Annotated in this window: 18 protein-coding genes; 10 read left to right on the top strand and 8 right to left on the bottom strand. The window is 36.0% G+C overall.

Annotation, left to right across the window (positions count from 1 at the left end; translation table 11 throughout):
• Positions 1-5 precede the first annotated feature (5 nt).
• Together ACRDEC_RS02135 and ACRDEC_RS02130 are read right to left on the bottom strand one after the other, a co-directional pair.
• Positions 6-1,226: a TCR/Tet family MFS transporter gene (locus tag ACRDEC_RS02135; protein ID WP_431496681.1), complete on the bottom strand. Its 1,221-nt coding sequence runs from the start codon at positions 1,224-1,226 to the stop codon at positions 6-8.
• A 140-nt stretch (positions 1,227-1,366) separates the two neighbouring features.
• Positions 1,367-1,900, bottom strand: coding sequence for a hypothetical protein (locus ACRDEC_RS02130; protein WP_431496680.1), 534 nt, complete (start codon positions 1,898-1,900; stop codon positions 1,367-1,369).
• 199 nt (positions 1,901-2,099) lie between these two features.
• On the opposite strand from ACRDEC_RS02130, the gene ACRDEC_RS02125 reads away from it, so the two are divergent.
• Positions 2,100-4,319 (top strand): T9SS type A sorting domain-containing protein, encoded by a 2,220-nt coding sequence (locus ACRDEC_RS02125; protein ID WP_431496679.1) that lies wholly within the window; start codon positions 2,100-2,102, stop codon positions 4,317-4,319.
• Between the two features lie 72 nt (positions 4,320-4,391).
• Here ACRDEC_RS02125 and ACRDEC_RS02120 read toward each other — a convergent pair whose 3' ends face one another.
• Positions 4,392-4,751 (bottom strand): DUF983 domain-containing protein, encoded by a 360-nt coding sequence (locus ACRDEC_RS02120; RefSeq protein WP_431496678.1) that lies wholly within the window; start codon positions 4,749-4,751, stop codon positions 4,392-4,394.
• Between the two features lie 100 nt (positions 4,752-4,851).
• Here ACRDEC_RS02120 and ACRDEC_RS02115 point away from each other — a divergent pair, with 100 nt between their 5' ends.
• Both ACRDEC_RS02115 and ACRDEC_RS02110 read left to right on the top strand, forming a co-directional pair.
• Entirely contained in the window at positions 4,852-5,727 is an 876-nt protein-coding gene (locus ACRDEC_RS02115; RefSeq protein ID WP_431496677.1) for an AraC family transcriptional regulator, read from the top strand.
• A 143-nt stretch (positions 5,728-5,870) separates the two neighbouring features.
• Entirely contained in the window at positions 5,871-8,324 is a 2,454-nt protein-coding gene (locus ACRDEC_RS02110) for a DUF7619 domain-containing protein (protein ID WP_431496676.1), read from the top strand.
• Between the two features lie 76 nt (positions 8,325-8,400).
• Here ACRDEC_RS02110 and odhB read toward each other — a convergent pair whose 3' ends face one another.
• Positions 8,401-9,618: a 2-oxoglutarate dehydrogenase complex dihydrolipoyllysine-residue succinyltransferase gene (gene odhB / locus ACRDEC_RS02105; protein ID WP_431496675.1), complete on the bottom strand. Its 1,218-nt coding sequence runs from the start codon at positions 9,616-9,618 to the stop codon at positions 8,401-8,403.
• Between the two features lie 53 nt (positions 9,619-9,671).
• The gene (locus tag ACRDEC_RS02100; RefSeq protein ID WP_431496674.1) at positions 9,672-12,443 is read right to left on the bottom strand and encodes a 2-oxoglutarate dehydrogenase E1 component; all 2,772 of its coding nucleotides are present in this window, start codon (positions 12,441-12,443) and stop codon (positions 9,672-9,674) included.
• Positions 12,444-12,552: 109 nt separating this feature from the next.
• On the opposite strand from ACRDEC_RS02100, the gene ACRDEC_RS02095 reads away from it, so the two are divergent.
• Positions 12,553-13,104, top strand: coding sequence for a hypothetical protein (locus tag ACRDEC_RS02095; protein WP_431496673.1), 552 nt, complete (start codon positions 12,553-12,555; stop codon positions 13,102-13,104).
• Between the two features lie 266 nt (positions 13,105-13,370).
• On the top strand, positions 13,371-14,645 hold the full coding sequence (locus ACRDEC_RS02090; protein WP_431496672.1) for a hypothetical protein: 1,275 nt from the start codon (positions 13,371-13,373) through the stop codon (positions 14,643-14,645).
• 123 nt (positions 14,646-14,768) lie between these two features.
• On the opposite strand, the gene ACRDEC_RS02085 is transcribed toward ACRDEC_RS02090, so the two are convergent.
• Together ACRDEC_RS02085 and ACRDEC_RS02080 are read right to left on the bottom strand one after the other, a co-directional pair.
• Positions 14,769-15,119, bottom strand: a complete 351-nt coding sequence (locus ACRDEC_RS02085) for a hypothetical protein (protein WP_431496671.1) — start codon at positions 15,117-15,119, stop codon at positions 14,769-14,771.
• 48 nt (positions 15,120-15,167) lie between these two features.
• Positions 15,168-16,142 carry a polyprenyl synthetase family protein gene (locus ACRDEC_RS02080; protein ID WP_431496670.1) on the bottom strand — a complete coding sequence of 325 codons (975 nt, stop codon included), beginning with the start codon at positions 16,140-16,142 and terminating at the stop codon, positions 15,168-15,170.
• Between the two features lie 154 nt (positions 16,143-16,296).
• Between ACRDEC_RS02080 and ACRDEC_RS02075 the strand changes: the two genes are divergently transcribed.
• The 5 genes from ACRDEC_RS02075 (at position 16,297) to ACRDEC_RS02055 (ending at position 24,248) form a co-directional block, all read left to right on the top strand.
• Positions 16,297-17,403 carry an MBL fold metallo-hydrolase gene (locus ACRDEC_RS02075; protein ID WP_431496669.1) on the top strand — a complete coding sequence of 369 codons (1,107 nt, stop codon included), beginning with the start codon at positions 16,297-16,299 and terminating at the stop codon, positions 17,401-17,403.
• Positions 17,404-17,568: 165 nt separating this feature from the next.
• Positions 17,569-18,165 (top strand): TetR/AcrR family transcriptional regulator, encoded by a 597-nt coding sequence (locus ACRDEC_RS02070; protein ID WP_431496668.1) that lies wholly within the window; start codon positions 17,569-17,571, stop codon positions 18,163-18,165.
• A gap of 13 nt (positions 18,166-18,178) precedes the next feature.
• Positions 18,179-19,495 carry a TolC family protein gene (locus tag ACRDEC_RS02065; RefSeq protein WP_431496667.1) on the top strand — a complete coding sequence of 439 codons (1,317 nt, stop codon included), beginning with the start codon at positions 18,179-18,181 and terminating at the stop codon, positions 19,493-19,495.
• A gap of 21 nt (positions 19,496-19,516) precedes the next feature.
• A complete protein-coding gene (locus tag ACRDEC_RS02060; protein WP_431496666.1) occupies positions 19,517-20,656 on the top strand; it encodes an efflux RND transporter periplasmic adaptor subunit in 1,140 nt (379 codons plus the stop codon).
• A gap of 121 nt (positions 20,657-20,777) precedes the next feature.
• Positions 20,778-24,248 carry an efflux RND transporter permease subunit gene (locus tag ACRDEC_RS02055; protein ID WP_431496665.1) on the top strand — a complete coding sequence of 1,157 codons (3,471 nt, stop codon included), beginning with the start codon at positions 20,778-20,780 and terminating at the stop codon, positions 24,246-24,248.
• 55 nt (positions 24,249-24,303) lie between these two features.
• Here ACRDEC_RS02055 and ACRDEC_RS02050 read toward each other — a convergent pair whose 3' ends face one another.
• Complete coding sequence (locus ACRDEC_RS02050) at positions 24,304-25,254, bottom strand: DUF3078 domain-containing protein (protein WP_431496664.1); 951 nt, start codon at positions 25,252-25,254, stop codon at positions 24,304-24,306.
• Between the last annotated feature and the right edge of the window lie 176 nt (positions 25,255-25,430).

Raw genomic sequence — 25,430 nt, 5'->3', positions numbered from 1 at the left:
AAAGCCTATTTCATATGATGCTTTTTCAAAGAAATATAAGCAATGACTGTACTGATTAGCATTAAGACCCCGCCCAATACGAAAGGAGCTCCGGCAAATAAGAAAGGTGCTTCTTTGTGAGTGAAATAATAGAAAACCAAAGACATTAATGGCGGGCCAATAATTGAAGAGGCACTCATCAAACTGGTTAATGTGCCCTGAATCTCACCTTGCTCCGTAGGAGGAACCTGAGTCGAAATAATAGCCTGTAAAGCTGGTCCGGCAATCCCTCCCAAACAGTAAGGAACCAAAAAGGCAAACATCATCCAGCCTTGCGTAGCTGATGCAAAAAGAAACATTCCAATGGTGTAAAGAGCCATGCCTAGATAAATGCTTTTCTCATTCCCTAATTTCGGATTGATCCAGCGGATTAAACCACCTTGAACGATACCTACAAGCAGTCCTATGATTCCTAAAGAAATTCCAACCATTCTTTCGTCCCACTTGAATTGGTACATGGTAAAATAACTCCAGTTGCTTTGTACCGCATGTGAGGCGATATACAGTAAGAAAACAGAAAGGATAAGCCCGATAAGTTTCGGGTATTTTTTTAAATTAATAAAGGCACCAATAGGGTTGGCTCTTTTGATATCGAAGGGTCTTCTATGGCTTTTGGAAAGTGATTCCGGCAGAATAAAGTAACCGTATAGAAAGTTAACCATGCACAAAATGGCTGCTGCATAAAAAGGTACTCTTGCTCCGTATTGACCCAGAAGTCCACCAATAACCGGTCCGATAATAAATCCTAATCCAAAGGCTGCGCCAATCATTCCGAAGTTTTTAGCTCTGTTTTCGGCAGTACTCACATCGGCGATATATGCTGAAGCGGTGGTAATACTCGCTCCGGTAATTCCTGCAATGATTCTTCCGATGAAAAGCCAAGTGATCGTTGGTGCAAATGCTAATAATAGATAATCTAATGAGAATCCAAGCAAGGAAAGAAGAATAATAGGTCTTCTGCCGTATTTGTCACTCAAATTTCCAATAATCGGAGCAAATAAAAACTGTGTAATCGCATAGGCAAATGTCAGCCATCCGCCATATTTTGCAGCTTCACTGATGTCGCCCTGGATAAGTTGTTCGATTAGTTTCGGGATTACCGGAATGATAATTCCCCAGCCTGTAATATCAATCAATAAGGTAATGAATATAAAACCTATGGCTGCCTGTTTTTGTTCTTTTTTCATAATTTGTTTTCGGCTTATGCTTCTTTGTTACAGCTTTCACGCGTAAGTGTTGACTATCTTAAAAACACGCTCTTAGTATAAAGAATTACAAATAAACAAAAAAACGTAGGATTTTAACTATGTTGAAGAACAGGATTGTTTTAATTTTTGGTTAAGTTCTGAAAGATTTTTATTAATTCGTATTTCACTATTTTCATGTTTCTTCTGATATGAAAATAATACGAGAAAAAAAACAGTGCAGGAATGGCAATCATAAAAAACAAATTAAATACACTATGATGTTCCTGAGTTACTTCAAATACATCTAAAAAAAAGGATAGTACTAATAAAAACGCCATAAAAGCAGAGAAAGAAAGATACAGGATTGTAAAAAAATCATCGGCTTTAATTTCAACAGCGATTTTTGTAGTATTGCCTTCTTCCATTAAGGCTCCTTTTATATTCATTGAGATGGCTTTATTCCTTTTATTCAATAACGTGCTTTGTAGTTTGAATCCTTTTGTGTTGAAAGTACCTTTGAAGTTGTTTTTGCTGCCAGGGCCAAATAATGAAAAAGGGTCAGCATTTTTATCATCTATAACTTCTTCTAGTTTTTGGGTAAAATCAGAAAGATTCATTGGTATTGTAATAACATAATTTTCACATAACCGAATTATTGCCAGAACTGATTGCATTTTACATTTTTTAAAGAGCGTAAATTTACAAAAAAACCCCGGCTTGGTTTTCGAAGCGAGATTTTTTGTTTGATTGCGTTTATTGCTGCTTTAATGAACAGCAAAGACAGAGGCAGTTTTAAGAACAATTGGATTAATTTTTAACAAAATGCTTCGGGATGGAAAGTAATTTTATCTTTGCACTACAAATCAACTATCTATGAAAAAACTTTTACTTATTTTAATTGTTCTTTGTAATGTGAATCTACATTCCCAAATCAGTGATTTGCCACCTTCTTGCAATGGCACGTTTAATTTGGGTGTGAAAAGAGCTGAAATATTAGGCGCTAATCCAAATTATCATACACTGGTAATGTACTATTTGACGGCGGATGATGCTGTTAATTTTACGAATCCAATTAACGATTTTAGAAATTATTATACCGCTTCTTTGCCGCAAATAATTTATACAGGCTATGTGAATCCAAACGATGGAAGCCATCATTTGGATAATTTTAATTTAGTGCAAGGGCCTACCTCTACGTTATATAGTAGTGCATCTTCTTCGTATGTGAACATATATGCTGGTGCATCAAGTCTCAATTCTGTTGCGTACCAATGGTATACAGAAGATATTTTACTTCCGCCAGCGTATCAAAATCCAAGTAACCTTAGTGGGCTTTATGTTCAATTTCCAGGAAGATTTTATGCAGCAGTAACGGATGCAACTTGTAGCTGTGTTTCATATACTAATGTTGTAGAGTTGGGGCCTATGCCGTTAATTAATGATAATTTAGTTATACATCCTGTTAATGAAGAGATTACAGTTTCTTCAGAATCCGTATCAGATAATGATCCTTTCATATTTTATCAAGGAGGGTGTTTTGCTGATTATAATCAATTGCCACCGGGATTTGCATTGGATTATAATGGTTATGTATCTGTTTTGCCAGGAACTCAGCCTGGTTTTTATACTTTTCCATATATAGCGCCTGTGGTATACAATCCGTATACTCCGTATCAGCAGTATTATCAATCCGATGCATACGTAACTGTGGAAATACCAAGTGAAGGGTTTGTGCTAAAGAGCTTTTTAGATGCTAACAATAACGGTACAAAAGAAGCAGACGAACCTATTTTTAACTTAGGAAAGTTCAACTACGAATTCAATAATAATGGAGTGGTTCATGATGTCACTTCTTCTACAGGCGAGTACGCTGTTTACGAAGCAAACCCTGCTAACTCGTATGATCTTGGGTTTGCTGTTGATCCGGTTTACAGTTCTTATTATAATGTGACAACACCTAGTTATTCGAATGTGAACGTTGTGGTTAATCAAAGTGCGCAAGAATATAATTTTCCAGTTACGGTGACACAGAATTACAATGATTTGTATATTAATGTTTTTGCCCAAAACAGGCCTAGGCCAGGATTTAGCTATACAAATGTAATTATGTATAAAAACGAAGGAAGTATGACTATGGTATCAGGTATCGTTACTTTTACTAAAAGTAGTGCGTTAAGTATTACGGATATTTCAGAAAGCGGAACGACACCTATTGTTAACGGTTTTACTTATGGTTTTACTGACTTATTACCAGGAGAAACAAGGTATATTTATGTAACTCTGCAAGTGGATACTATTCCTGCGGTTGCTTTAGGAGATATGGTCATTAGTTCTGTTTCTATTACGCCCGTTGCTGGTGACCTTATTCCATCAAACAATACGGGAGGTATAAAACAAATTATTGTAGGTTCTTATGATCCAAATGACAAAGTTGAATCTCATGGTGGAAAAATTCAGTATTCGACCTTTACTTCAAACGATTATCTGACGTACACGATTCAGTTTGAGAATACAGGATCAGATTCTGCAATAAATGTGAGACTAGAGGATCTTTTAGATGCAAAATTAGACGAGACATCCGTAAAAATGATTGATGCCAGCCATGGCTATACTTTAAACAGAGCGGGCAATAATCTTAAATGGAATTTTGCGAACATATTCTTACCTCCGTCATTTGATGATTCAACAATAGGTAAAGGATATGTCAGTTTTCAGGTAAAACCAAAAGCAGGGTATACAGTTGGAGATATTATTCCTAATAAAGCGGATATCTATTTCGATTTCAACCCTGCGATTGTTACCAATACATTCAATACTGAGTTTGTAGCCTTATTAGGTGTTGCGGAATTTGAAAAGGCAGGGTTTAAAGTATATCCAAATCCAACGGCCGGTTTGGTTACTATTTCTTTGAAAGAGAATACAGGAACAATTGATTCGGTTCAAGTGCTAGATCTTTTGGGTAAAATATTGCAAGTAAAGAAAGCCAATGCTTCAGTAGCTGTCATAGACTTATCGAACCTGACTGCTGGAATTTATTTTGTAAAAGTAACGTCTGACGGACAAGAAAAAGTGATGAAAGTCGTAAGACAATAATAATAAATAAACAGTAAAAAATCCCGTCTTGAGCAATCAGGGCGGGATTTGTATTTTAAAAATATTTTGGACTTATATTTTCTTGTTCGGACCGTCTAGCAAATACATCCAAATCATTCGGGATAGCCTGAAATTGAAAGTACTACTTAAAAGGATGATGATTCCCATTAAAACCAGAATGGTCACAAAGCTCGCGATAAATTGATTGATAATAAGGAAGAAAGCAATCATTTCGCCCACGATTAGCGCGTAGCTTACAAACATGGAGCCAAAGAAATAGCCGGGCTCTTTTTCAAGCTTATGATGACATTGCGGACAATTTTCATTCATTTTAGGCATCTGAAGCAATAAGATATTTCCTTTTTTGCTAAAAACCTGACCTTTACCGCATTTTGGACATTTTTCTTTTAAGATGTTGGATAGGACTGACATAACTTATTTTTATACAAATTTCGGGACTTATTCCAATACTGCTATTGATAATATACGCTAGTATTTGTACTTTTAGGACATAATTGATTATTGTAATGTTATGGGAAATCCAACTGTTTTACATATCAGGCAATTTGATATAGCGGATAAGAGCAAGGAATTTTATTCAAATACTATTGAAAATCATTTGGCTACGGGTCATAAAAACATTCATAAACCACACAGGCATAATTTCTATCTGACTGTGTTATTTACGCATGGGAAAGGAGTTCATGAAATTGATTTTGTAAAGTATGACGTAAAGCCCGGAAGTCTTTTCTTTCTTAATCCGGGGCAAATGCATCATTGGGAATTGTCAGAGGATATCAGTGGATTTATATTTTTTCATACCCAGTCTTTTTATGATTTGTATTTTGCCGGAAAGAGTGTGAATGATTTCCCTTTTTTCCAAAGTGTGCAGAATACACCGGCTTTGTATCTGGAAGAAAACAGGCAGGCTTATTTTAAATTATTATTTGAGCAGATGCATACGGAAAACCAGTCGGAATACATTTTTAAACAGCAAAAAATCATTTCACTAATCGATTTGGTTTATATAGAAAGTACTCGTTTTTACATTGGAGACAGTGGATCAGGAAAGGGCAAGCAGCATTCGTATTCGAATAAATTCCAGGAATTTGAGGTCTTTCTTGAAAAGTACTTTAAAGAGGAAAAATTGCCTTCGTATTATGCAGGTTTATTGAATATTTCGCCCAAACACCTCAATCGCATCGTGCAGGATATGGTGGGGAAGACGGCAACCGATATTATCCTGGAGCGCATCTTTCTGGAAGCCAAACGAGAACTGATCGTGCAGAAACTCCCTTTTTCTGAAATTGCGTATGATTTGGGATACGATGATTATGCGTATTTTTCGAGGCTTTTTAAAAAGAAATGCGGTGTGAGTCCTTCGGAGTTTGTAGGGCGTTATAGGTAATTACGGAGCAGTATTGCTGTTTTTTTTATGGTTTAACCGATTGATAATTACAGATGTATTTTGCTTTTTAACAGGCTGTATTTTTTAAGTAGTAGTATTTGTAGTATTTTTAGCATCCGATAAACAAACCAAAAACAGTACTTATGACAAAAAACTACTTATTACTTTTATTTTTCTCTTTATTTATTTTTCTCCCTAGTGAGGCGCAGAATTGCAATCCGCCAACAGCATTATCAGTTGCAAATGTTACGGCTACGACGGCTACTATTTCATGGGTTTCTTCAGGCAATGCAACGCAATGGGAAGTTTTGGTATTGCCCTCAGGCGCTCCTGCACCTACAATTTCTACTGTAGGGATGGTTAGTACAACCTCTTTGTTTACTGTTAACGGATTGGTTTCATGTACGCTATATGATTTTTATGTGAGAGCGGTTTGCGAACCGACTGTAATGAGCAATTGGACTCCGGCGGCTCATTTTTCTACAATGAGTGCTTTAATCTGTAATACCACAGTAAATGGAAATTCAATTACAACAATGGTATTAGGAGGAACAGCGCCCTATCAATACACTATTAATGGAGGTCCTTCTATGGTGAGTATTTCGGGTGTTTTTACGGTGTCTGTTAATCTAGGGGTTTTTGTTGTCCAGGTTATAGATGCGAATGGTTGTAGTTGTATGACTACAGTAACTGTCACAAATACTGGCGGTTTTTCAGTGACCGTTTCTCCTTCTTTGGATGTTCCAGTAAGTTCCTTAAATGCTACTGTGGTTACTGCGATTGGAACTGGGCCGTTTGGTTACCAATGGTCACTTAATGGAATGCCTATTTCTGGTGCGACAAGCTCTTCATTGAACGTTTTAGGTTTGTCTGGAGTTTTTAGTGTAACGGCAACCGATCTTGTTACAGGATTTACGGCTACAGATACGTTTGTTCTTGAGCCGATACCGGTTGCTAATGATGATATCATGACTATTTACCAGACTGATAGCAATGTTTCAAATTCAGGAAGCTCAGTATTTAGCAATGATTATTTAGGAAGTTCTGTTAGTATGCCTCCAGTTACAGTGTTGACCATTCCACCTGGATTTGTTTTTAACCCTGATGGTTCAGTGAGCGTTTTAACAGGAACTCCTCCGGGAGTATACACCTTGGTTTACCAGCTCTGCTCTTCTTTTTCTCCTACATCCTGTGATACGGCGACTGCGATTATCACAGTAATCAACGAAGGGATTTCTATGAATGCTTTTATTGATTCCAATAATAATGGAGCTCAAGATTCCGGAGAGCCTGCTTTTTCTCAAGGGCAATTTGGTTATGAGTTGAATGACAGCGGAACAGTTAATTATGTAACCTCTTCGAATGGGGAATATGTGATTAATGAATCAAATCCGGCAAACTCGTATGATTTAACTTATACCATCGATCCTGCCGTGTCTTCGCAATATGCTTTGACAACTTCTTCTTATACGAATGTTAGCATAATCCCGAATTCAGGGATTCAAGTGTATAATTTTCCAATAACGGAATTGCCTTACCATGATTTGACAGTAGCGGTTGTGCCTGCTGGAGCGTCACCAAGGCCCGGCTTTACTTATTATAATATGATTGTATACAGAAATAATGGAAATCAGGCCATTGCTTCCGGAACAGTGACTTTTAACAAGGACAATGCAGTGACTATTGTGAATGTTTCTCCGGCTGCTACCACTACGAATACTACCGGTTTTACGTATGATTTTACTAATTTATTGCCAGGAGAAGTTAGATCTCTGTATGTTTTAATGCAAGTTCCAACCATACCTACGGTGGATTTGGGCGGTATTTTGACCAATAATGCCTCAATAACGATTCCAGTTGGAGATATTAATGTTTCTAATAACACAAGTACGCTGTCTCAAATTATAGTGGGTTCTTATGATCCGAATGATAAATCAGAAGCACATGGTGGTAAAATTGTACATTCAGGCTTTACGGCCAATGACTATTTGACGTATACGATTCAGTTTGAAAATACAGGTACTTTCGCCGCAGAAAATGTGAGTATTGAAGATTCTCTGGATGAAAAACTGGATGAAACTTCGGTAAAAATGACCGGTGCGAGTCATGGATATACCTTAAATAGAGTGGGGAATAATCTGCATTGGAGTTTTATTGGAATCGATTTACCGCCATCTGTAGCAAATACAACGGCAGGAAAGGGCTATGTTACTTTTCAGGTAAAACCGAAGGCTGATTATGCAGTGGGTGATATTATCCCTAACATTGCTTCTATATATTTTGATTTTAACCCGCCAATTGTAACCAATACTTCCAATACCGAATTTGTAACCAGCTTAGGTGTTGCCGAATTTGACAATGCAGCTTTTATAGCGTATCCAAATCCGGCATCAAATTCCATTACTGTTTCCTTGAAAAACACAGGAAAAATCATTGATACTGTAACTGTTAACGACATTTTAGGTAAAATAATGCAATCTGACGTGATTCATAACACAACGGCAGTCATAGATCTGTCAAAACTGTCCCAAGGGATTTATTTCCTGAAAATCCAATCTGAAGGGCAGGAAAGAGTAATGAAAGTCGTTAAACAATAATAAACGCAAAGTTTTTCCATAAAAAAATCCCGTCTCAATTTATCGAGACGGGATTTTTTATGTATTTGATTTAGAACTATAATTCCAATGCTTTCTTAGGATTGTTGTCCATTAAGATTTCAATTGGGTTTTCCAAAGCTTCTTTAATAGCTACAAGAAACCCAACTGACTCACGTCCGTCAATGATTCTGTGATCGTATGACAAAGCAACAAACATAACCGGAGCGATAACGATTTGACCGTTTTTAACCACAGGTCTGTCTACTACATTGTGCATTCCTAAAATCCCTGACTGCGGAGGATTGATGATAGGAGTAGATAGCATACTTCCGAAAACACCACCATTAGAAATAGTAAATGTTCCGCCTGTCATTTCATCTACAGTAATTTGTCCATCACGTGCACGGATAGCCAAACGTTTGATTTCAGCCTCCACACCACGGAAAGTTAGGTTTTCTGCGCTACGTACTACAGGAACCATTAGTCCTTTTGGTCCTGAAACCGCTACTGAAATATCGCAGAAATCGTAAGAGATTTTCTCTTGTCCGTCGATCATTGAATTTACATCCGGATATAATTTTAAAGCGCGTGTTACTGCTTTGGTAAAGAAAGACATGAAGCCCAATCCCATTTGGTGTTTTGCTTTAAATTCTTCTTTGTATTGGTCACGTAAAGCGTAAATAGCAGACATATCTACTTCATTGAAAGTAGTTAACATAGCTGTTTCATTTTTAGCAGAAACCAATCTTTCAGCTACTTTACGACGCAACATAGATAGTTTTGTTCTTTCAGAACCACGAGAGCCGCCTGTTGGAGTACCCATAGAAGGCACTGCGTTTACAGCATCATCTTTAGTTATTCTTCCGCCTTTTCCACTACCTGAAATTTCAGAAGGCTGAATGTTTTTCTCATCTAATATTTTTCTTGCTGCAGGTGAAGGTGTGCTTGTAGCATATGTTGCTGCTGGAGTAGGAGCTACTTTTGGAGTCTCTGCTTTTGGAGCTTCAGCTACTTTTTCTTCTTTTGCAGGAGCAGCTGTTGTGCCTTCCGGTTTAGCGCCGTCAGTATCAATTAAACAAACTACAGCGCCTACGGCTACAGTATCGCCTTCTTCTGCTTTAAGCGTAATGATTCCGCTTACTTCTGCAGGCAATTCTAATGTCGCTTTGTCAGAATCAACCTCTGCAATTGCTTGGTCTTTTTCTACATAATCTCCGTCTTTTACTAACCATGTAGCAATTTCAACTTCTTTGATTGATTCCCCAGGAGAAGGGACTTTCATTTCTAAAATCATGAGTATATAATTTTATATAGTGTTGTTATTATCTATTTTATCAAAAATACGATTTATTGATATAAGTTCTTGTCAAAAACCATTGCGATGGCTGCGGCATGACGTTTTTTAGAACGTACATAACTTCCCGCTGCCGGAGCACTGTATGCTTTTGGTGATGCTACTCTGAGTTTCACTTCATTAAAATTCATTAACATGAATCCGTAAGCCCCCATGTTTCTAGGCTCTTCTTGCGCCCAAACATAATCATCTGCATTAGAGTATTTAGCAATTATTGCTTTCATTTGCTCAACAGGCAATGGGAACAATTGTTCTATACGAACGAATGCGATATCATTTCTGCCGTTAGCATCTCTTTCAGTCAATAAATCATAATAGAATTTACCAGTACAAAATAGCACTGTTTTCACATCTTTAGCATTTACAGCTGCATCATCAATTACTTCCTGGAATTCTCCGTTTGAGAACTCTTCTATTGAAGAAACTGCTCTTGGGTCACGCAATAAACTCTTAGGAGTAAATACAACTAACGGTTTACGGAACTTAGTTATCATTTGTCTTCTCAATAAATGGAAGAAGTTGGCAGGCGTTGTACAATCTGCAACATACATATTATGATTAGCACACAATTGCAGGAATCTTTCCATACGTCCTGAAGAGTGTTCAGCTCCTTGATTTTCATAACCGTGAGGTAATAACATTACCAAACCGTTTTGATTGTTCCATTTGTCTTCTGCAGCAGAAATGTATTGGTCAATCATAATTTGAGCGCCATTTCCGAAGTCACCAAACTGTGCTTCCCAAATCGTTAATGCGTTTGGATTTGCTAAAGCGTAGCCATATTCAAATCCAAGAACACCGTATTCTGAAAGGTGCGAATTGTAAACAGAGAAGTTTCCTTTTTTGTTTGGAACATGATTTAATAAAATCACTTCTTCTTCCGAATCTTCTACTTTAACGACAGCGTGACGGTGAGAGAATGTTCCTCGTTCTACATCCTGACCTGAGATACGAACATCGTAACCTTCCGTTAGAAGTGAACCGTAAGCCATCATTTCGCCCATAGCCCAATCCAATTTATCAGTTTCGAAGAACATAGTCTTTCTGTCGCTGATTAATTTAGAAATTTTGCTGATGAATTTTTTATCCGATGGTAATTCAGTTACTGTTTTTGCAACATCCGTAAGTACCGTTTTGTTTACTTTAGTGTTGTATTTTTGAAGCATTCCTTCTGCTTCTACCTGTTCAAAACCTTTCCACTCATCTTGCATGAATGGTGTGATGATGGTTAAGTCTTTTTTTCTTGAAGCTTCCAGATTCTCTTCCAGTTTCGCTTTGTAATCGCTTTCTAATCCGCTTACAAAATTATCGTCGATAGATCCTTCTGTTTTTAATTTCTCAGCATAAATATCTCTTGAATTTTTATGTTTTGAAATCTCTTTGTATAGTTTTGGCTGTGTAAAACGTGGTTCGTCACCTTCGTTGTGGCCGTATTTTCTGTATCCTAATAAATCGATGAAGACATCAGATCCAAATTCCATTCGGTAATCCAAAGCAAATAACATGGCGTGAACCACAGCTTCAGCATCATCAGCGTTTACGTGTAAAACCGGTGATAAAGTAACTTTGGCTACATCCGTACAATATGTTGAAGAACGAGCATCAAGATAATTTGTTGTAAATCCTACCTGATTGTTAATCACTAAGTGGATGGTTCCGTTAGTTTTATAACCGTCTAATTTTGCCATTTGAACGATTTCATAAACGATTCCCTGGCCAGCTACTGCGGCGTCACCATGAACGGCGATAGGCAATACTTTTGAGAAATCATTAGGGAAATATTTGTCTTGTTTGGCACGGGCAATTCCTTCAATAACGGCACCAACAGTCTCCAGGTGAGATGGGTTAGGCGCTAAATTGATATTGATATTTTTTCCTGATTCAGTTGTTCTTGTAGCGGTTAAGCCTAAGTGGTATTTTACATCACCATCAAATAAAGCATCATCATCATAATCCTTTCCGTCAAATTCAGAAAAAATATCTTGTGTTGGTTTCCCGAAAACATTGGCTAAAACGTTCAAACGGCCACGATGTGCCATTCCCATCACAAATTTCTCAACACCTTTTTCAGCAGCAGCTTCAATTAAGGCATCCAAAGCCGGAATTGTAGACTCGCAACCCTCAAGAGAGAAACGTTTTTGTCCAACATATTTAGTGTGAAGGAAGTTCTCGAAAGAAACCGCTTCGTTTAATTTTTTAAGAATACGTTTTTTCTGATCGGTATTGAAATTTGGAAGATTGTCATTAATGTCAAGACGACGCTGAATCCATTCTACAACTTTCGGGTCACGAATGTACATGTATTCCACACCGATAGACTCGCAATATACGTTGTTCAGGTGCTTAAGTAATACCTGAAGCGTACAAGGGTTCAGGTTGACAACTCTTGCGGCATCAAATACCGTATTTAAATCGGCTGAAGATAAACCGAAATTTTCAATGGCCAATGTTGGCGAATACGTTCTTCTGTCGCGAACAGGATTTGTTTTGGTAAACAAATGCCCGCGGGTTCTGTATCCGTCAATTAGTTTTAAAACATTGAATTCTTTTTGTAATTTTTCCGAACTGCTATTGTCAACTGCCTGATTACCTGCTGCAGATGAAACTTGCTCCGAAGGGCTGTCGCCAAATTCGTTTGCAAAGTCAAATCCTTGAAAAAAGCTTCTCCAGCTTGGTTCTACGCTATCGGGATTTTGTAAATATTGTTCGTATAAATCTGCAAAAAATGCAGTGTGTGCTGCGTTTAAAAAGGAAAACCTATCCATAATTCTGTCGAATGACGATTTTTGGTTAAAAAAATTTTGACAAAAGTACAATACTTTGCAATAATCTTCTAATGTTTTTTATACTTTTATATCATAAAATATTGCTAAAATGAAACAAAAAATTAACTTCGTCAGTTTTTTAACAAGAATAGCAATTTGTGTTTGTTTTTTTCTGTTTTTCCTTCAGAGTCATGCGCAAGATACCATTGTGAAGCACCAGAAAAGCGAATTTTGGAAAAGGGTCCGATTTGGCGCAGGATTAGGTTTGGGTATTGGAAGTGATTACACTAATATCGCTGTAGCTCCAAGTGCTGTTTATGATGTGAACGAATATTTTTCAGTCGGATTAGGAGTGCAATATGGTTATGTGAAGCAAAAAAATGTCTTTGATTCTCATCTTTATGGTGCGAGTCTGATTACTTTGGTTAATCCGATTCCTGAAGTGCAGCTTTCTGCGGAATTGGAACAGCTTAGAGTGAATAATACGTACATCCATTATACTCCTTCAATTAAAGATGATTTTTGGAATACTGCTTTGTTTTTAGGTGCGGGTTATCGCTCTCAAAATATCACGGTGGGAATTCGTTACAACGTCCTGTATAATGAAGCAGATAACGTTTATAGTCAGGCCTGGATGCCATTTGTACGGGTTTATTTTTAATCGTTTTTGTATGCAGATTTTGTAACGTTGTGTTCGAAAAAGTTTACTGCGTTTTTACGTTTAGCCTTCAAACGATTTTACGTTTTTCTTTTTATAATACCCACTGAATTTTAACAAATTAATAAAAATAAAACTATTTTATTAACAATTTTTATGGAATTTCCATAATTTTTTTGATTTACAACAAGTAATTTTAACTGTAATATATTGATAATCAAATTGGATTGTGATTTGCAACAAAACAATTGAACAATACCTACTACGTTATGAAAAAAATTATCTTGAGCATTGTACTCTGCAATACGCTTTTAGGGATTGCACAAACAACTAGAGGGATTTCAAACGATGTTAACTGGACTAGAAGCTGGACCAATTTTAAACCAAAAATAACCGATTACAAAGAATCTTCAAATTTACTGGTAGGAATAATTAGCCAGAACACAACATTATATAAAAAAGAAATTTATCTCTTAACGGGTACTGTATATGTAACAAATGGGGCAACATTAACTATTGAGCCAGGAACAGTTATAAGGGGCGATTATGAGACTTCAGGAGTGTTGGTAATAACCAAAGGTTCCAAAATAATGGCAATAGGTAATGAAACGGACCCTATTGTATTTACTTCAAATAAAGCTAGCTCGCAAAGAAGGGCTGGTGATTGGGGCGGTTTAATTTTATTAGGAGACTCACCAACTAATGATTTTACAGGACGATTGGACTTTAATCTGGAGCAAAGGTTTAATGCCTACGGAGGTGTAAATGAAGAAAGCGATTCGGGGATTTTAAAGTATGTACGCATTGAGTTTGCCGGGAAAAAAGCGAAAGATAATAAGGTACTAAGTGCTTTGTCATTAGCCGGAGTGGGAAGCAAAACAGTTTTGGATTATATACAGGTCAGTTTCTCAAATGACGATTCTTTCGGGTGTTATGGCGGAGTACTGAATCTAAACAATCTGATTTCATTTAGAGCTATGGAGGATGATTATGACTTCATTGAAGGAACGCAATGTGTGATAAAAAACAGTATTGCTGTTAGAAACCCCTATGTTTCGACCTCAGGGAAATCAAGATGTTTTGAAATAAAATCGTATGATATTGCTTCAAATGCTGATTTAACAAAAAAACTGACAAATATTACCGCAACCAACATTACATTATTGAATGAGGAAAATAACGATACAGGTTTAATTCGGGAAGCTGTTTTTGTAAAAGAAAATAGTTTTTTAAGCCTTAGCAACAGTATTGTATCGGGCTTTAACCAATGCATTCTTTTAGATGCTAAAATAAGAACCGATTTTGAAGACTTAAAAAGAATAAAATTGGAAAAATTACTGCTGAATAATTGCTCAGGATACATTGAAAGTGAAAATACCGAGAATAACACACAATTAAAAAATTGGTTTAACAGTGATGTATTTATGATAGATTTTTCTAAAATTAATAACGCAGAGTTTTTTGTTGAAACAGACACTAAGAAAACGCCCGATTATAGGATTAAATCAAATCAGAAATTGACCAGCAGTGTGGTAACTAACTGAGTTTGTTCCTGATTATAAACCTTCCCGTAATACTAGTTTGGATAATTCTATGGGAAGGTTTTCTTTTGGATTCCTAATTTTTACCTTGCGCTGTCCTAAATGTATCTTACAGGGTATTTTTTTCTAGAATTTATTTCTAAACCAGACTTTTTGCCATTCTCTTTTCAGGATCAGAAAAGCAACTTGCTCAGACAAATCAACCAAATCAGAACCATCGAGTTTTTTAACCTGATCTTCAGGAACATCAACGATATACAGTAAATTCAGGTATTCGGCAAATTTGTGCTGAATAAGGCGATAAATTTTTTCGTGTAACTGTAGTTTTAAGTCAATAGGAGAAACAGAAATCTGAAAATCGATACTCTCATTGGCAAGTGTAAAATCCTTGTTTATTTGCTCCACCAATTTTGTATATAATTCTTCTTTTTGTGCTTCCGAAAGCAATAAATCAGTGTTTTTTGGAGCGATATACATTTCAATACTAATTATTGGAATTCATTGTTGAAATTCCGATGGTTGTTTTTATACGTTTCTCATCATTAAATTTTCACCAAAAGATCTTAAAATTGCTTTTTTGTCTTCTTCAATGTCCATTTTTTCTAATGTTTCAAAAGATTTAAAAGTATATTCTTTAATAGCCTGTTGTGTAGCTTCGCTGGCTCCGGTTGCATTGAAAATCTCTTTTACCGAATTGATTTTGTCTTTGTTATCTGTGGGTTGAATTGAAAATAAATGCAGTAATTGCTCTTTCTCACCTGGTTTTGAAAACGCAACGGCTTTTAGGTAAAGATAGGTTTTTTTGTTCTCAATAATGTCTCCGCCTACTTGTTTTCCAAAAGTTTCCGGATCACCAAAAGCGTCTAAGTAATCATCCTGCAACTGAAAGGCAATACCAAGGTTCAACCCGAAATTATAAATAAGATCTGCGTTTTTTTCCGAAGTTTCGGCTACAATAGCACCCATCTTCATTGCGGCACCGACTAAAACTGCGGTTTTGTATTCAATCATCTTCAAATATTCCGGAATGGTAACATCTTCACGTTGCTCGAAATCGACATCCCATTGCTGTCCTTCACAGACTTCTAATGCTGTTTTGCTGAATAATTTTGCCAAATCCCTGAAAACGGCAGGCTCGTATTGCTCAAAATATTGATAAGCCAAAATAAGCATGGCATCTCCTGATAAAATCCCTGTATTCACATCCCATTTTTCATGAACCGTTTCGTTACCGCGTCGTAAAGGGGCGTCATCCATAATATCATCGTGAATGAGAGAGAAATTATGAAAAACCTCTACTGCTGTTGCGGCAGCCAATGCTTCTTTACAATTAGTGTTAAAAACCTCTGCAGCCATTAAAGTAAGTACAGGTCGCATCCGTTTTCCGCCTAGTGATAAAATGTATTGAATAGGCTCGTATAGATTTTTAGGTTCTTTAGCTAAAGTCAGACTTGAAAAATGCTCAGAAATAATGTCCTGATATTGGGAAATGGAAAGCATGGATTTATTTTTTTGCTAAAATACTCCAAATTAAACAGTTTTTCAAATAAAGTGGCAAATGTTAATTTTAACTTAAAACTATGGAAACTTTTTTGGTTTCTAAAGTTTCCAATTTACATTTGCCCCGAATTTAAAGTAATAAAAAGTTTGAAATATGATAACGACAGTAGTACTAATAATTGTTTTTATAGGGATGGTTTATCTCTTTATGCAACAACCCCAATTTGGAAAACTTCCTTCTGGAGAAAGATTGGAAATGATTAAAAAATCGCCTAATTACAAGGATGGTACTTTCCAAAACCTCAATCATACGCCGAGTTTAACTGAGGGAGCGAGTTTTTTCTCAGTGATGAAAGAATTCATGTTCAATAAAAATGAGGCAAAAAAACCGGATAGGGAACTTCCTTCGGTTAAAACGGATTTGATAAACCTGAATCCAATTGAAGACAGTATCGTTTGGTTTGGCCATTCTTCTTATTTTATGCAAATAGATGGGAAGAAAATATTGGTTGATCCTGTTTTAAGCGGTTCAGCTTCGCCAATTTCTTTTACAACAAAGGCTTTTAAAGGTGCAGATATGTATTCCGTTGATGATATTCCTGAAATTGATTATTTGTTTATTTCTCATGATCACTGGGATCATTTGGATTATAAGACAATAATGCAGCTTAAGCCGAAAATTAAAAAAATAATCTGCGGACTTGGAACTGGTGCACATCTTGAACACTGGGGATTTGATGCCGCTAAAATTATTGAAAAAGACTGGAATGAGACTTTTACGCTTGACGAAAGTTTTCATGTTCATACTGTTCCTGCAAGACATTTTTCGGGCAGGGGTTTTACCAGAAATAAAGCATTGTGGATGTCATATGTTTTGCAAACACCTACAACAAAAATATTTATTGGCGGTGATAGCGGTTATGACAATCATTTTGCCGAAACAGGAAATAAGTTCGGGCCGTTTGATCTGGTTATTTTGGAAAACGGACAATATGATAAAAGTTGGAAATTTATTCACATGCAACCAAAGGAAGTTCTTCAGGCAGCTATGGATTTAAATGCGAAAACATTACTTCCTGTACATTCATCAAAATTTGTTTTAGCAAATCATAATTGGTATGAGCCTTTGGCAAAAATTACGGAATTAGCAGAAGAAATTAATATCTCACTAATGACACCTAAAATTGGTGAAAAATCGTACATAAAAGAAGAGGCAAAATTTGAGAAATGGTGGGAGTTTCCAAAGGAAATCTTAAATTAATTTTCATCAAAACTTCAGTAAGGCCATTAAATAAAAGGATTACGGTAAATGTTAAATAATTGTAAAAACAAGGGAAACTATTTTGGTGTTAAAAGTTTCCTTGTTACATTTGCACCGAAATTTAGAGTTTCTGTGTGTAGAAACTAGAGTAAATTCAAATTAAAAATGAAAGATAAAATTTTAGTTAGAGCGAGTGAAATGTTTTTAAAACTGGGTTTTAAGAGCATTACCATGGATGATATAGCTGGAGAAATGTGCATTTCTAAAAAAACGATCTATAAATATTTTTGTAATAAGGAAGTACTTGTCGAAGAAGCGACAGCAATGATTCATAATCAGATTCACGAAATCATTGATAAAATTGTTGCATCGGATTACAATGCCATAGAAGAGAATTTTGAAATTAGAATTATGTTCAAAGAGATGTTCAAATCGTATGATACTTCACCTGTCTACCAGCTAAAAAAACATTACCCGGAAATTCACGAGAGAGTAATGTCAAGGGAAATTGAAGAGTGTAATAAATGTTTCAGACAAAATATCGAAAAAGGAATTGAACAGGGATTGTACAGAGAAGGAGTAGATATTGAAACCGCAGTTAAATTTTATTACATACTCATTTTCAGCATCAATGAAAATACAGTTTCTGAAAAAGAAGCCCAAAGACTTGAACTGCACGCACTGGAATATCACACAAGAGCTATTGCAACGCCAAAAGGAATTAAAGAATTAGAGAAACAATTACTAAACCCTAATATATAACAACCATCAATCAATGAGAAAAATATTTATTCTACTAGCATTTGCCTTTCTCGCAAAAGCAAATGCGCAGGATGCCAAACAAAATTACTCTTTCAGCCTACAGCAGGCAATAGAGCATTCGCTCCAATACAATTATTCGGCTATAAATTCCGGAAAGGATATCGAAATTGCAAAAAAGAAAAAATGGGAAACCACGACAATGGGTTTGCCTCAATTAAATGGTTCTGTAAATTATCAGAATAACTTCAAGCTACAGCAAAATTTACTTACTGTTGACGGGAATCCTGTAACGCTGACCATGGGGGATTACAATAATATAGATGCCAAGTTAACCTTGAGTCAATTAATATTTGATGGTTCCTATCTAGTTGGTTTAGAATCAGCAAAAGTGTATTTACAGATGTTTGAAAACTCTAAGAAAAAATCAGATTCTGAAATTCGCGAAATGGTGACAAATTCTTATGGTAATGTTTTACTGGCAGAAGAAAGCATCAGAGTTTTGGAGAGAAATTTAACTGTTTTGGAAAAAAACTATGCTGATGCCAATCAAATTTTTAAAAACGGATTGGGTGAAGAAGAAAGTGTAGAGCAAATCGGAATTACGTTAGCTTCTGTAAAAAGCAGTTTGAGCAATGTAAAAAGATTAAGAGAAATTTCTTTGAAAATGCTTAAAATCAATCTTGGAATCGAAATAAATGACGAGTTGAAACTGACAGATGATTTAGAAGCATTGTCTAAAAATAATTTAGATCTGGCTTTTGCAGGTACGGAATTCAATGTAAATAACAACATTGATTATCAAATGGCTACTAACTTAACCGAACAAAAAAGATTGCTGCTTAAACTGGAAAAAAGTAAAGCTTTACCGTCATTGGCAGCTCAAGTAAATTTTGGTTCCAATGCTTTTAATTCGAAATTCAATTTCCTAAGCCAGGATCAAAGATGGTTCAATTATTCTAATATTGGTGTTGGTTTAAACGTTCCAATATTCAGTAGTTTGGGAAGAAGCGCAAAAACGCAGCAGGCAAAAATTGCTTATGAACAGTCTAAAACGCAGCTTACGGAAACTGAACAGATGCTGAAACTGCAATTTGAAAAATCAAAAAGTGATTTCGAGTTTAGTATTGAAGAATATGCTACTGCAAAAAGCAATCTGAACTTAGCCGAAAGAATAGAGAAAAAACAACAAATAAAATTTGGAGAAGGATTGTCTACCAGTTTCGAATTTGCAGAAGCTCAGCGTCAATTGTATACGGCACAGCAAGCTTATTTGCAATCTATGGTAGATGTAATCAATAAAAGAGCATCTTTAGAAAAAATCATAAAATAAACTAACTAACATATATATAAAATGAAGAATATATTTATCATCGCATCCCTTTCAATACTGCTGTTTTCATGCGGTAACAAGGAGAATCCATCAAATATTGACAGTTTAATCGATTCTAAGAATATAACTGAGCTTAAAAACAAAAGAGCAGCTGTTCAGGCTGATCTGACTAAAATAGATGAAGCTTTAGCTACATTGGAGAAAAAAGAAAACGAAGCTTTAGTAGAAACTTTGGTGTTAAAAGACACTGCTTTCAATCATTATTTAGAAATTCAAGGAAATGTAGATACCAAAGAAAACATTTTGGTGCAACCGGAATTTTCAGGAGCCTTGGTTTCTTTCAATGCAAAAGCAGGTCAGAGAGTTGCAAAAGGACAAGTTTTAGGTCGTGTGGATGATGCCGGAATGGGGCAGCAATTAGCTCAGATTCAAACGCAATACGAATTGGCTAAAACTACTTTCGAAAGACAAAAAAGATTATGGGATCAAAAAATCGGTTCTGAAATTCAATACTTACAAGCACAGACACAAATGACAAGTTTGCAAAAATCATTAGGTCAAATGAGAGCTCAAATTGCAAAAACAATAATCAGAGCTCCTTTTACCGGTGTAATTGATGAGGTTTTTGTTGAAAAAGGCCAGGTTGTTGCGCCAAGCCAGCAAGGGCTAATGAGAATTGTGAATTTATCGAATATGTATGTATCGACATCTGTTCCGGAAACCTATATCGGCAAATTGAAAGTAGGTTCTGAAGTAGACGTTTTCTTGACTTCATTAGGAAAAAACTATAAAGGGAAAGTAAGACAGATAGGCAGCTTCATCAATCCTAGTAACAGAAGTTTCGGTATTGAAGTAAGCATTCCAAACCCTGAAAACTTATTGCGCCCAAATCAGGTTGCAAAACTTAAAATCATCGATTATTCAGCTAAAAACGTCATTGTGGTTCCTACAAATATAATTCAGGAAGATGGTAATGGAAATAAATTCGTTTTCACTGTACAAAATATAAAAGGAAAAACAGGAACTGCTAAAAAAGTATTGGTTAAACCAGGAAAATCATCAGATAATGTTACCGAAATTTCAAACGGATTGTCTGCCACTGATGTCATTGTAACCGAAGGAGCAAATACTATTTCCGAAGGAATGAAATTAACATTCTAAAAAACTAGAGTTTCGTTAGGTTAGAAATTTAGATACTACCGTAAGAATTTTGTTGGTCCTAAATCTCTTAAACTTCTAAAGATCTAGCCTTTCAGACTTTAACCTTATAAACTAAACAAAAATGAGTCATCAAAGTAAAGAATTTAGTATATCAAGCTGGGCTGTAGACAATCGTGTCACGGTTTATATCTTGACGTTATTGATTGTTATTACAGGTGTTATCGCCTACATAACAATGCCACGTGAAGATTTCCCGGAAATTATTGAAAATAAAGTATATATCTCTTCTGTTTTCCCTGGAAACTCTGCAGAAGACGTTGAAAAATTAATTATTAAACCACTCGAGAAAGAAATTAAGAATATTTCTGGTGTCGAAAAAATTACATCAAGCTCTTTTCAGGATTACGGAATGATTATCGTAGAATTTGGCGATAAAGTAACGATAGAAGATGCTAAAACCAAAGTCAAAGACAAAGTAGATGTTGTAAAAGCAGATACAGACTGGCCTAATCTGGATAACGGAAGCAAGGTCGAGCCAAGCGTTTTTGAATTGAACATTTCGGAAGAAGTGCCTATCCTGAACATCAACCTTCAAGGGAATTATACTACACAACAATTAAAGAAATATGGTGAACAGCTTCAGGATGATATCGAAGAAATCCCGGAAGTTAAAAAAGTAGACATTCTTGGTGTTGACGATAAAGAAGTTGAAATTGCTGTAGATATTTTCAAAATGACAGCAGCTCAAGTGTCTTTTGATGAAATTCAAAATGCTGTTAAGTATGAAAATATGACACTTTCGGGAGGAAACCTAATCTCACAAGGTTCTAGAAATAATATTAGAATTGTAGGTGAAATCAAAGATCCTAAAGAACTGGAAAATGTTATTGTGAAATCGTATGGAGGTACTGTTTACCTTAAAGATATTGCCGTTGTAAGTTTCAAGGAAAAAGAAAAAACAACTTACGCCCGTGAAAAAGGAACTGAAGTTGTCATGCTGAACGTAAAAAAACGTTCCAACCAAAACATGATTTCTGCGATCGAGCAGGTTAAGGAAAAATTAGAAGCAGCAAAAGCGTCTTATCTTCCGTCAAATTTAAAAATCGAATTGACGAATGACCAGTCTTCGCGTGTAGAGCACCAAGTTGACGAGCTTTCTAATCACATTATTTTCGGTATTGTACTGGTTATGATTGTGTTGATGTTTACTATGGGGTTGCGAAATTCATTATTTGTCGGAGCGGCTATTCCGTTGTCTATGTTAATGGCTTTTAGTATTCTTTCAGCTTTCGGACTAACCCTGAACACTATGGTGCTTTTCGGATTGGTAATGGGACTGGGAATGTTGGTGGATGACGGTATTGTCGTCGTCGATAACGTATTTGCCAACATGAAAAAGGGAATGGACCGAGTCCATGCTTCTAAAATTGGTATTGGGGAAATCGCCTGGCCGGTAATTTCTTCAACGGCTACAACATTAATGGCATTTTTACCCTTCTTGTTATGGCCGGGAACGATGGGTAAATTCATGAAATATTTCCCAATTACCTTAACGGTTACCTTATCAGCATCGTTGTTTGTGGCTATGGTTGTCAACGCGGCTATGACTGGTGGTTCTATGGATACCGAAGATAGGAATGTTTCTAAAAAATCAGCTAAACTTTATTCCATAATATTTACGGTTATTGCAGTTATTTTTGTGCTGCTTGGAAATATTTATGATTCTAAATTTGCAAGAGCAATAGGGCATTTGGCTATTATATCCCTTGGATTAATGTGGTTGTATAAATTAAAATTATACCAATGGACTCAGGATTTCCAACACGGATTTTTCCCAAGAATGGAAAATAAATACAAAAACTTCTTGTCGAAAATCCTTACTGGGAAAAGAGCTTGGTTCGCTTTAGTGGGAATCATCGGAATGTTGTTTTTCTCATTTATATTATTGGGGATTTTCCCTAGAAAAGTATTGTTTTTCCCGGATAATATTCCAAATCAGGTAATTACTTATATCGAATATCCGCAAGGAACAGATATTAAGAAAACGAATAATGCAACGCTTTTTGTAGAAAAACAGGTAATTTCGATCTTAAGCAAATATGTAGATCCAAAAACAAATAAAAACTTCCTTGCCGAATCTATTGTTTCTCAAGTAGGAGTTGGTGCCGGAAATCCAAATGTAGATGCGGGTTCTGCTTCTGAAACTCCTTACAAAGGAAAAGTGACGGTAAACTTCTCTGAGTTCAAATTCAGAAGAGGGATAAATACGGCTGATATATTAGAAGAAATCAGAGGCAAAGTAAAAGGAATTGCCGGTGCAACAGTAACTGTCGAAAAAGACGCAAACGGACCGCCTGCTGGATATCCAATTAGTGTTCAGTTAACAGGAATTGATTATGAGGAAATGTTGAAAGAAGCAGATAAAATGATTGCTTTCATCAATTCTAAAAACATTCCGGGAATCGAACGTTTGAGTATCGATGTCAATAAAGAAAGCCCAGAGCTAGAAGTAAAAGTTGATAGGGTTAATGCCGGAAGCTTAGGTGTTTCAACAGGTCAGGTTGGTTTCAACTTACGTCGTTCCGTGTATGGTCAGGAAATATCTACTTATAAAGAAGGAGATGATGATTATAACATCACGATGCGTATGCAGGATGATCAGCGTAAAAATGAAAATGTATTGTTCAACCAGTCGTTAACATTCAGAAACCAGAATAACGGACAAATGATGCAGGTGCCTATTTCTGCTATTTCTGAAACAGAGAAAACGACTACCTACAATCAGATTAAAAGAAAAAACCAAAAACGTATCATGACGGTTTATTCAAACGTTCTGACGGGTTATAATGGAGATGAAATAACAAAACAGATTGAAGCTAGTTTAAAAGGATACCAATTGCCAAGAAGTATTACCTATTCGTTCTCAGGAGTACAGGAAGAACAAGGCAAAAATCAAAGTTTCCTATTGTATGCGCTTTTCTTAGCTTTGGCTGGAATTATGATCATCATTGTGTTACAGTTTAATTCGGTTTCAAAAACCTTAGTAATTTTATTTACTGTTTTGCTGAGTTTCAGTGGTGTATTCTATGGTTATGTAATTGCCAATATGGATTTTGTTATCCTAATGACCATGATGGGAATTATCTCACTCGCAGGTATTGTGGTGAAAAACGGTATTGTATTAATGGACTTCTTTGTGTTGTTGCTGGATAAAAAAGTAGCAGACAATAGATTAAGCAGCCACGATGACTTAACTTTAGAAGAAATAAAAGAAGTAATCATCGAATCCGGAAAATCAAGGCTGCGTCCAGTATTGTTAACTGCTTTGACTGCCGTTTTAGGATTGATTCCTTTGGCGATAGGATTAAACTTTGACTTCTTCTCATTAATTACGGATTTGAACCCGCACTTATTTATGGGAGGTGACAACGTAATTTTTTGGGGGCCGTTAGCATGGACAATCATTTTCGGATTAACATATGCTACCGTACTGACATTAGTGATGGTTCCGGTAATGTTCTACTTGGTAAAAAGAGTTAAATACTGGTTACGTGACCGAAGAAACAATAGAATTGTTGCAGAAGAAAATTAATCTCCTGCATCTCAATATAAGAAAGCCTCAAATTAATTTTTGAGGCTTTCTTTATTTAAAAGGAGTAGGTTAACCCAACACCAAGGATTTGTTTGAGCTGTACTTTAGGACCAACAGTTACCTGGACACCATCGATTTCTTCTTTGGCTTTAATATCATCATCATAAATAAGATGGGTGCCAATAGTCGCTTTTACATATTCATTAACGGCTAAATCGAACTGAAGCTGCCAGTCAACGTCAACATTTCCAAATTTGTTGATGTAATCGGAATATAAGACCAGTCTGTTTTCCATAAAAATATTCTTGAAAATTTCATCCTTGTGATTGCAGGTAAATAAAAAACCCATTTCTGTTTTGGTTCTTCTTCCATAGGAAACGATGGTTCCGTCTGTGTCATAAACAGCTTTGGTAACCCCAAAAGCACCTTCATTAGCCAATCGCTGGTCTAATACAAATGTGGTTTTAAAGGTGAGTGGTGAAATGTAAATGTTCAATTTCGCCTCTTTATTTACATATTCGGCACCACCTCCTAAAAAGACATAAGCTGGAGCAAATAATTTCGAAATGGCTTTGTCTCTGTTCGGGTAAACATAACCATTGGTAAATTGAGTATTAAAATTAAACTTAGCCGAATAATACCACTTCGAGATAGTATCGTTTCTAAAGCCAAAGGTAGAATTAAGGTGTACCGCATCATCTGTTTTCTGAACGCCAGTTCCATCTTGTTTGTTTACACCATACTTAAATAGTAATTCGTTATTCCATTTGGTGTTTTTGTGCTCATAAAGGCGAATGAATCTGCCATTCAATAATCCGGAAACTGAATTAACTCCTCCTGCACTCCAGTTTACAAAGGCAATTTCACTGATGTCAAAACCTACTTTGTTTTCTTTTTTCCAATAGGTGGTGCTGTCAGGGAGTGCGGTGACGATTTTAGTCTGTGAAAAAGCTATTGACCCGCAAAAAAATAGGGTAAATGTAAATAATAGTAATTTTTTTTTCATTGTTGTCTGATTAGGGTGTGCAAAAATCGACTTTTCAGCAAAAAAAGAAAATAATTTCACCCTTTTTTTAAATAAAAAAACCTCAAAATAAATTTGAGGTTTCTTGGTTTTTGGTTTGGTTTTTTGGTGTTAATCGTAAATTTAGGAACTTATATCAGATGTAAAACACTGAAATT

Origin of the sequence: Flavobacterium sp., assembly GCF_050696275.1 — a bacterium.
GTDB lineage: Bacteria > Bacteroidota > Bacteroidia > Flavobacteriales > Flavobacteriaceae > Flavobacterium.
Note: the sequence above shows the minus strand (reverse complement) of the source record. Positions and strands in the feature narration are given on the sequence as shown.

Excerpts from the sequence above, each read along its gene's own strand:
- ACRDEC_RS02060 (WP_431496666.1), top strand. The coding sequence starts at position 19,517 with ATGAAGAATATATTTATCATCGCATCCCTTTCAATACTGCTGTTTTCA.
- ACRDEC_RS02055 (WP_431496665.1), top strand. The coding sequence starts at position 20,778 with ATGAGTCATCAAAGTAAAGAATTTAGTATATCAAGCTGGGCTGTAGAC.
- ACRDEC_RS02100 (WP_431496674.1), bottom strand. The coding sequence starts at position 12,443 with ATGGATAGGTTTTCCTTTTTAAACGCAGCACACACTGCATTTTTTGCA.
- ACRDEC_RS02050 (WP_431496664.1), bottom strand. The coding sequence starts at position 25,254 with ATGAAAAAAAAATTACTATTATTTACATTTACCCTATTTTTTTGCGGG.
- ACRDEC_RS02125 (WP_431496679.1), top strand. The coding sequence starts at position 2,100 with ATGAAAAAACTTTTACTTATTTTAATTGTTCTTTGTAATGTGAATCTA.
- ACRDEC_RS02075 (WP_431496669.1), top strand. The coding sequence starts at position 16,297 with ATGATAACGACAGTAGTACTAATAATTGTTTTTATAGGGATGGTTTAT.
- ACRDEC_RS02130 (WP_431496680.1), bottom strand. The coding sequence starts at position 1,900 with ATGCAATCAGTTCTGGCAATAATTCGGTTATGTGAAAATTATGTTATT.
- ACRDEC_RS02080 (WP_431496670.1), bottom strand. The coding sequence starts at position 16,142 with ATGCTTTCCATTTCCCAATATCAGGACATTATTTCTGAGCATTTTTCA.
- ACRDEC_RS02120 (WP_431496678.1), bottom strand. The coding sequence starts at position 4,751 with ATGTCAGTCCTATCCAACATCTTAAAAGAAAAATGTCCAAAATGCGGT.
- ACRDEC_RS02110 (WP_431496676.1), top strand. The coding sequence starts at position 5,871 with ATGACAAAAAACTACTTATTACTTTTATTTTTCTCTTTATTTATTTTT.
- ACRDEC_RS02090 (WP_431496672.1), top strand. The coding sequence starts at position 13,371 with ATGAAAAAAATTATCTTGAGCATTGTACTCTGCAATACGCTTTTAGGG.
- ACRDEC_RS02070 (WP_431496668.1), top strand. The coding sequence starts at position 17,569 with ATGAAAGATAAAATTTTAGTTAGAGCGAGTGAAATGTTTTTAAAACTG.
- odhB (WP_431496675.1), bottom strand. The coding sequence starts at position 9,618 with ATGATTTTAGAAATGAAAGTCCCTTCTCCTGGGGAATCAATCAAAGAA.
- ACRDEC_RS02115 (WP_431496677.1), top strand. The coding sequence starts at position 4,852 with ATGGGAAATCCAACTGTTTTACATATCAGGCAATTTGATATAGCGGAT.
- ACRDEC_RS02135 (WP_431496681.1), bottom strand. The coding sequence starts at position 1,226 with ATGAAAAAAGAACAAAAACAGGCAGCCATAGGTTTTATATTCATTACC.
- ACRDEC_RS02065 (WP_431496667.1), top strand. The coding sequence starts at position 18,179 with ATGAGAAAAATATTTATTCTACTAGCATTTGCCTTTCTCGCAAAAGCA.
- ACRDEC_RS02095 (WP_431496673.1), top strand. The coding sequence starts at position 12,553 with ATGAAACAAAAAATTAACTTCGTCAGTTTTTTAACAAGAATAGCAATT.
- ACRDEC_RS02085 (WP_431496671.1), bottom strand. The coding sequence starts at position 15,119 with ATGTATATCGCTCCAAAAAACACTGATTTATTGCTTTCGGAAGCACAA.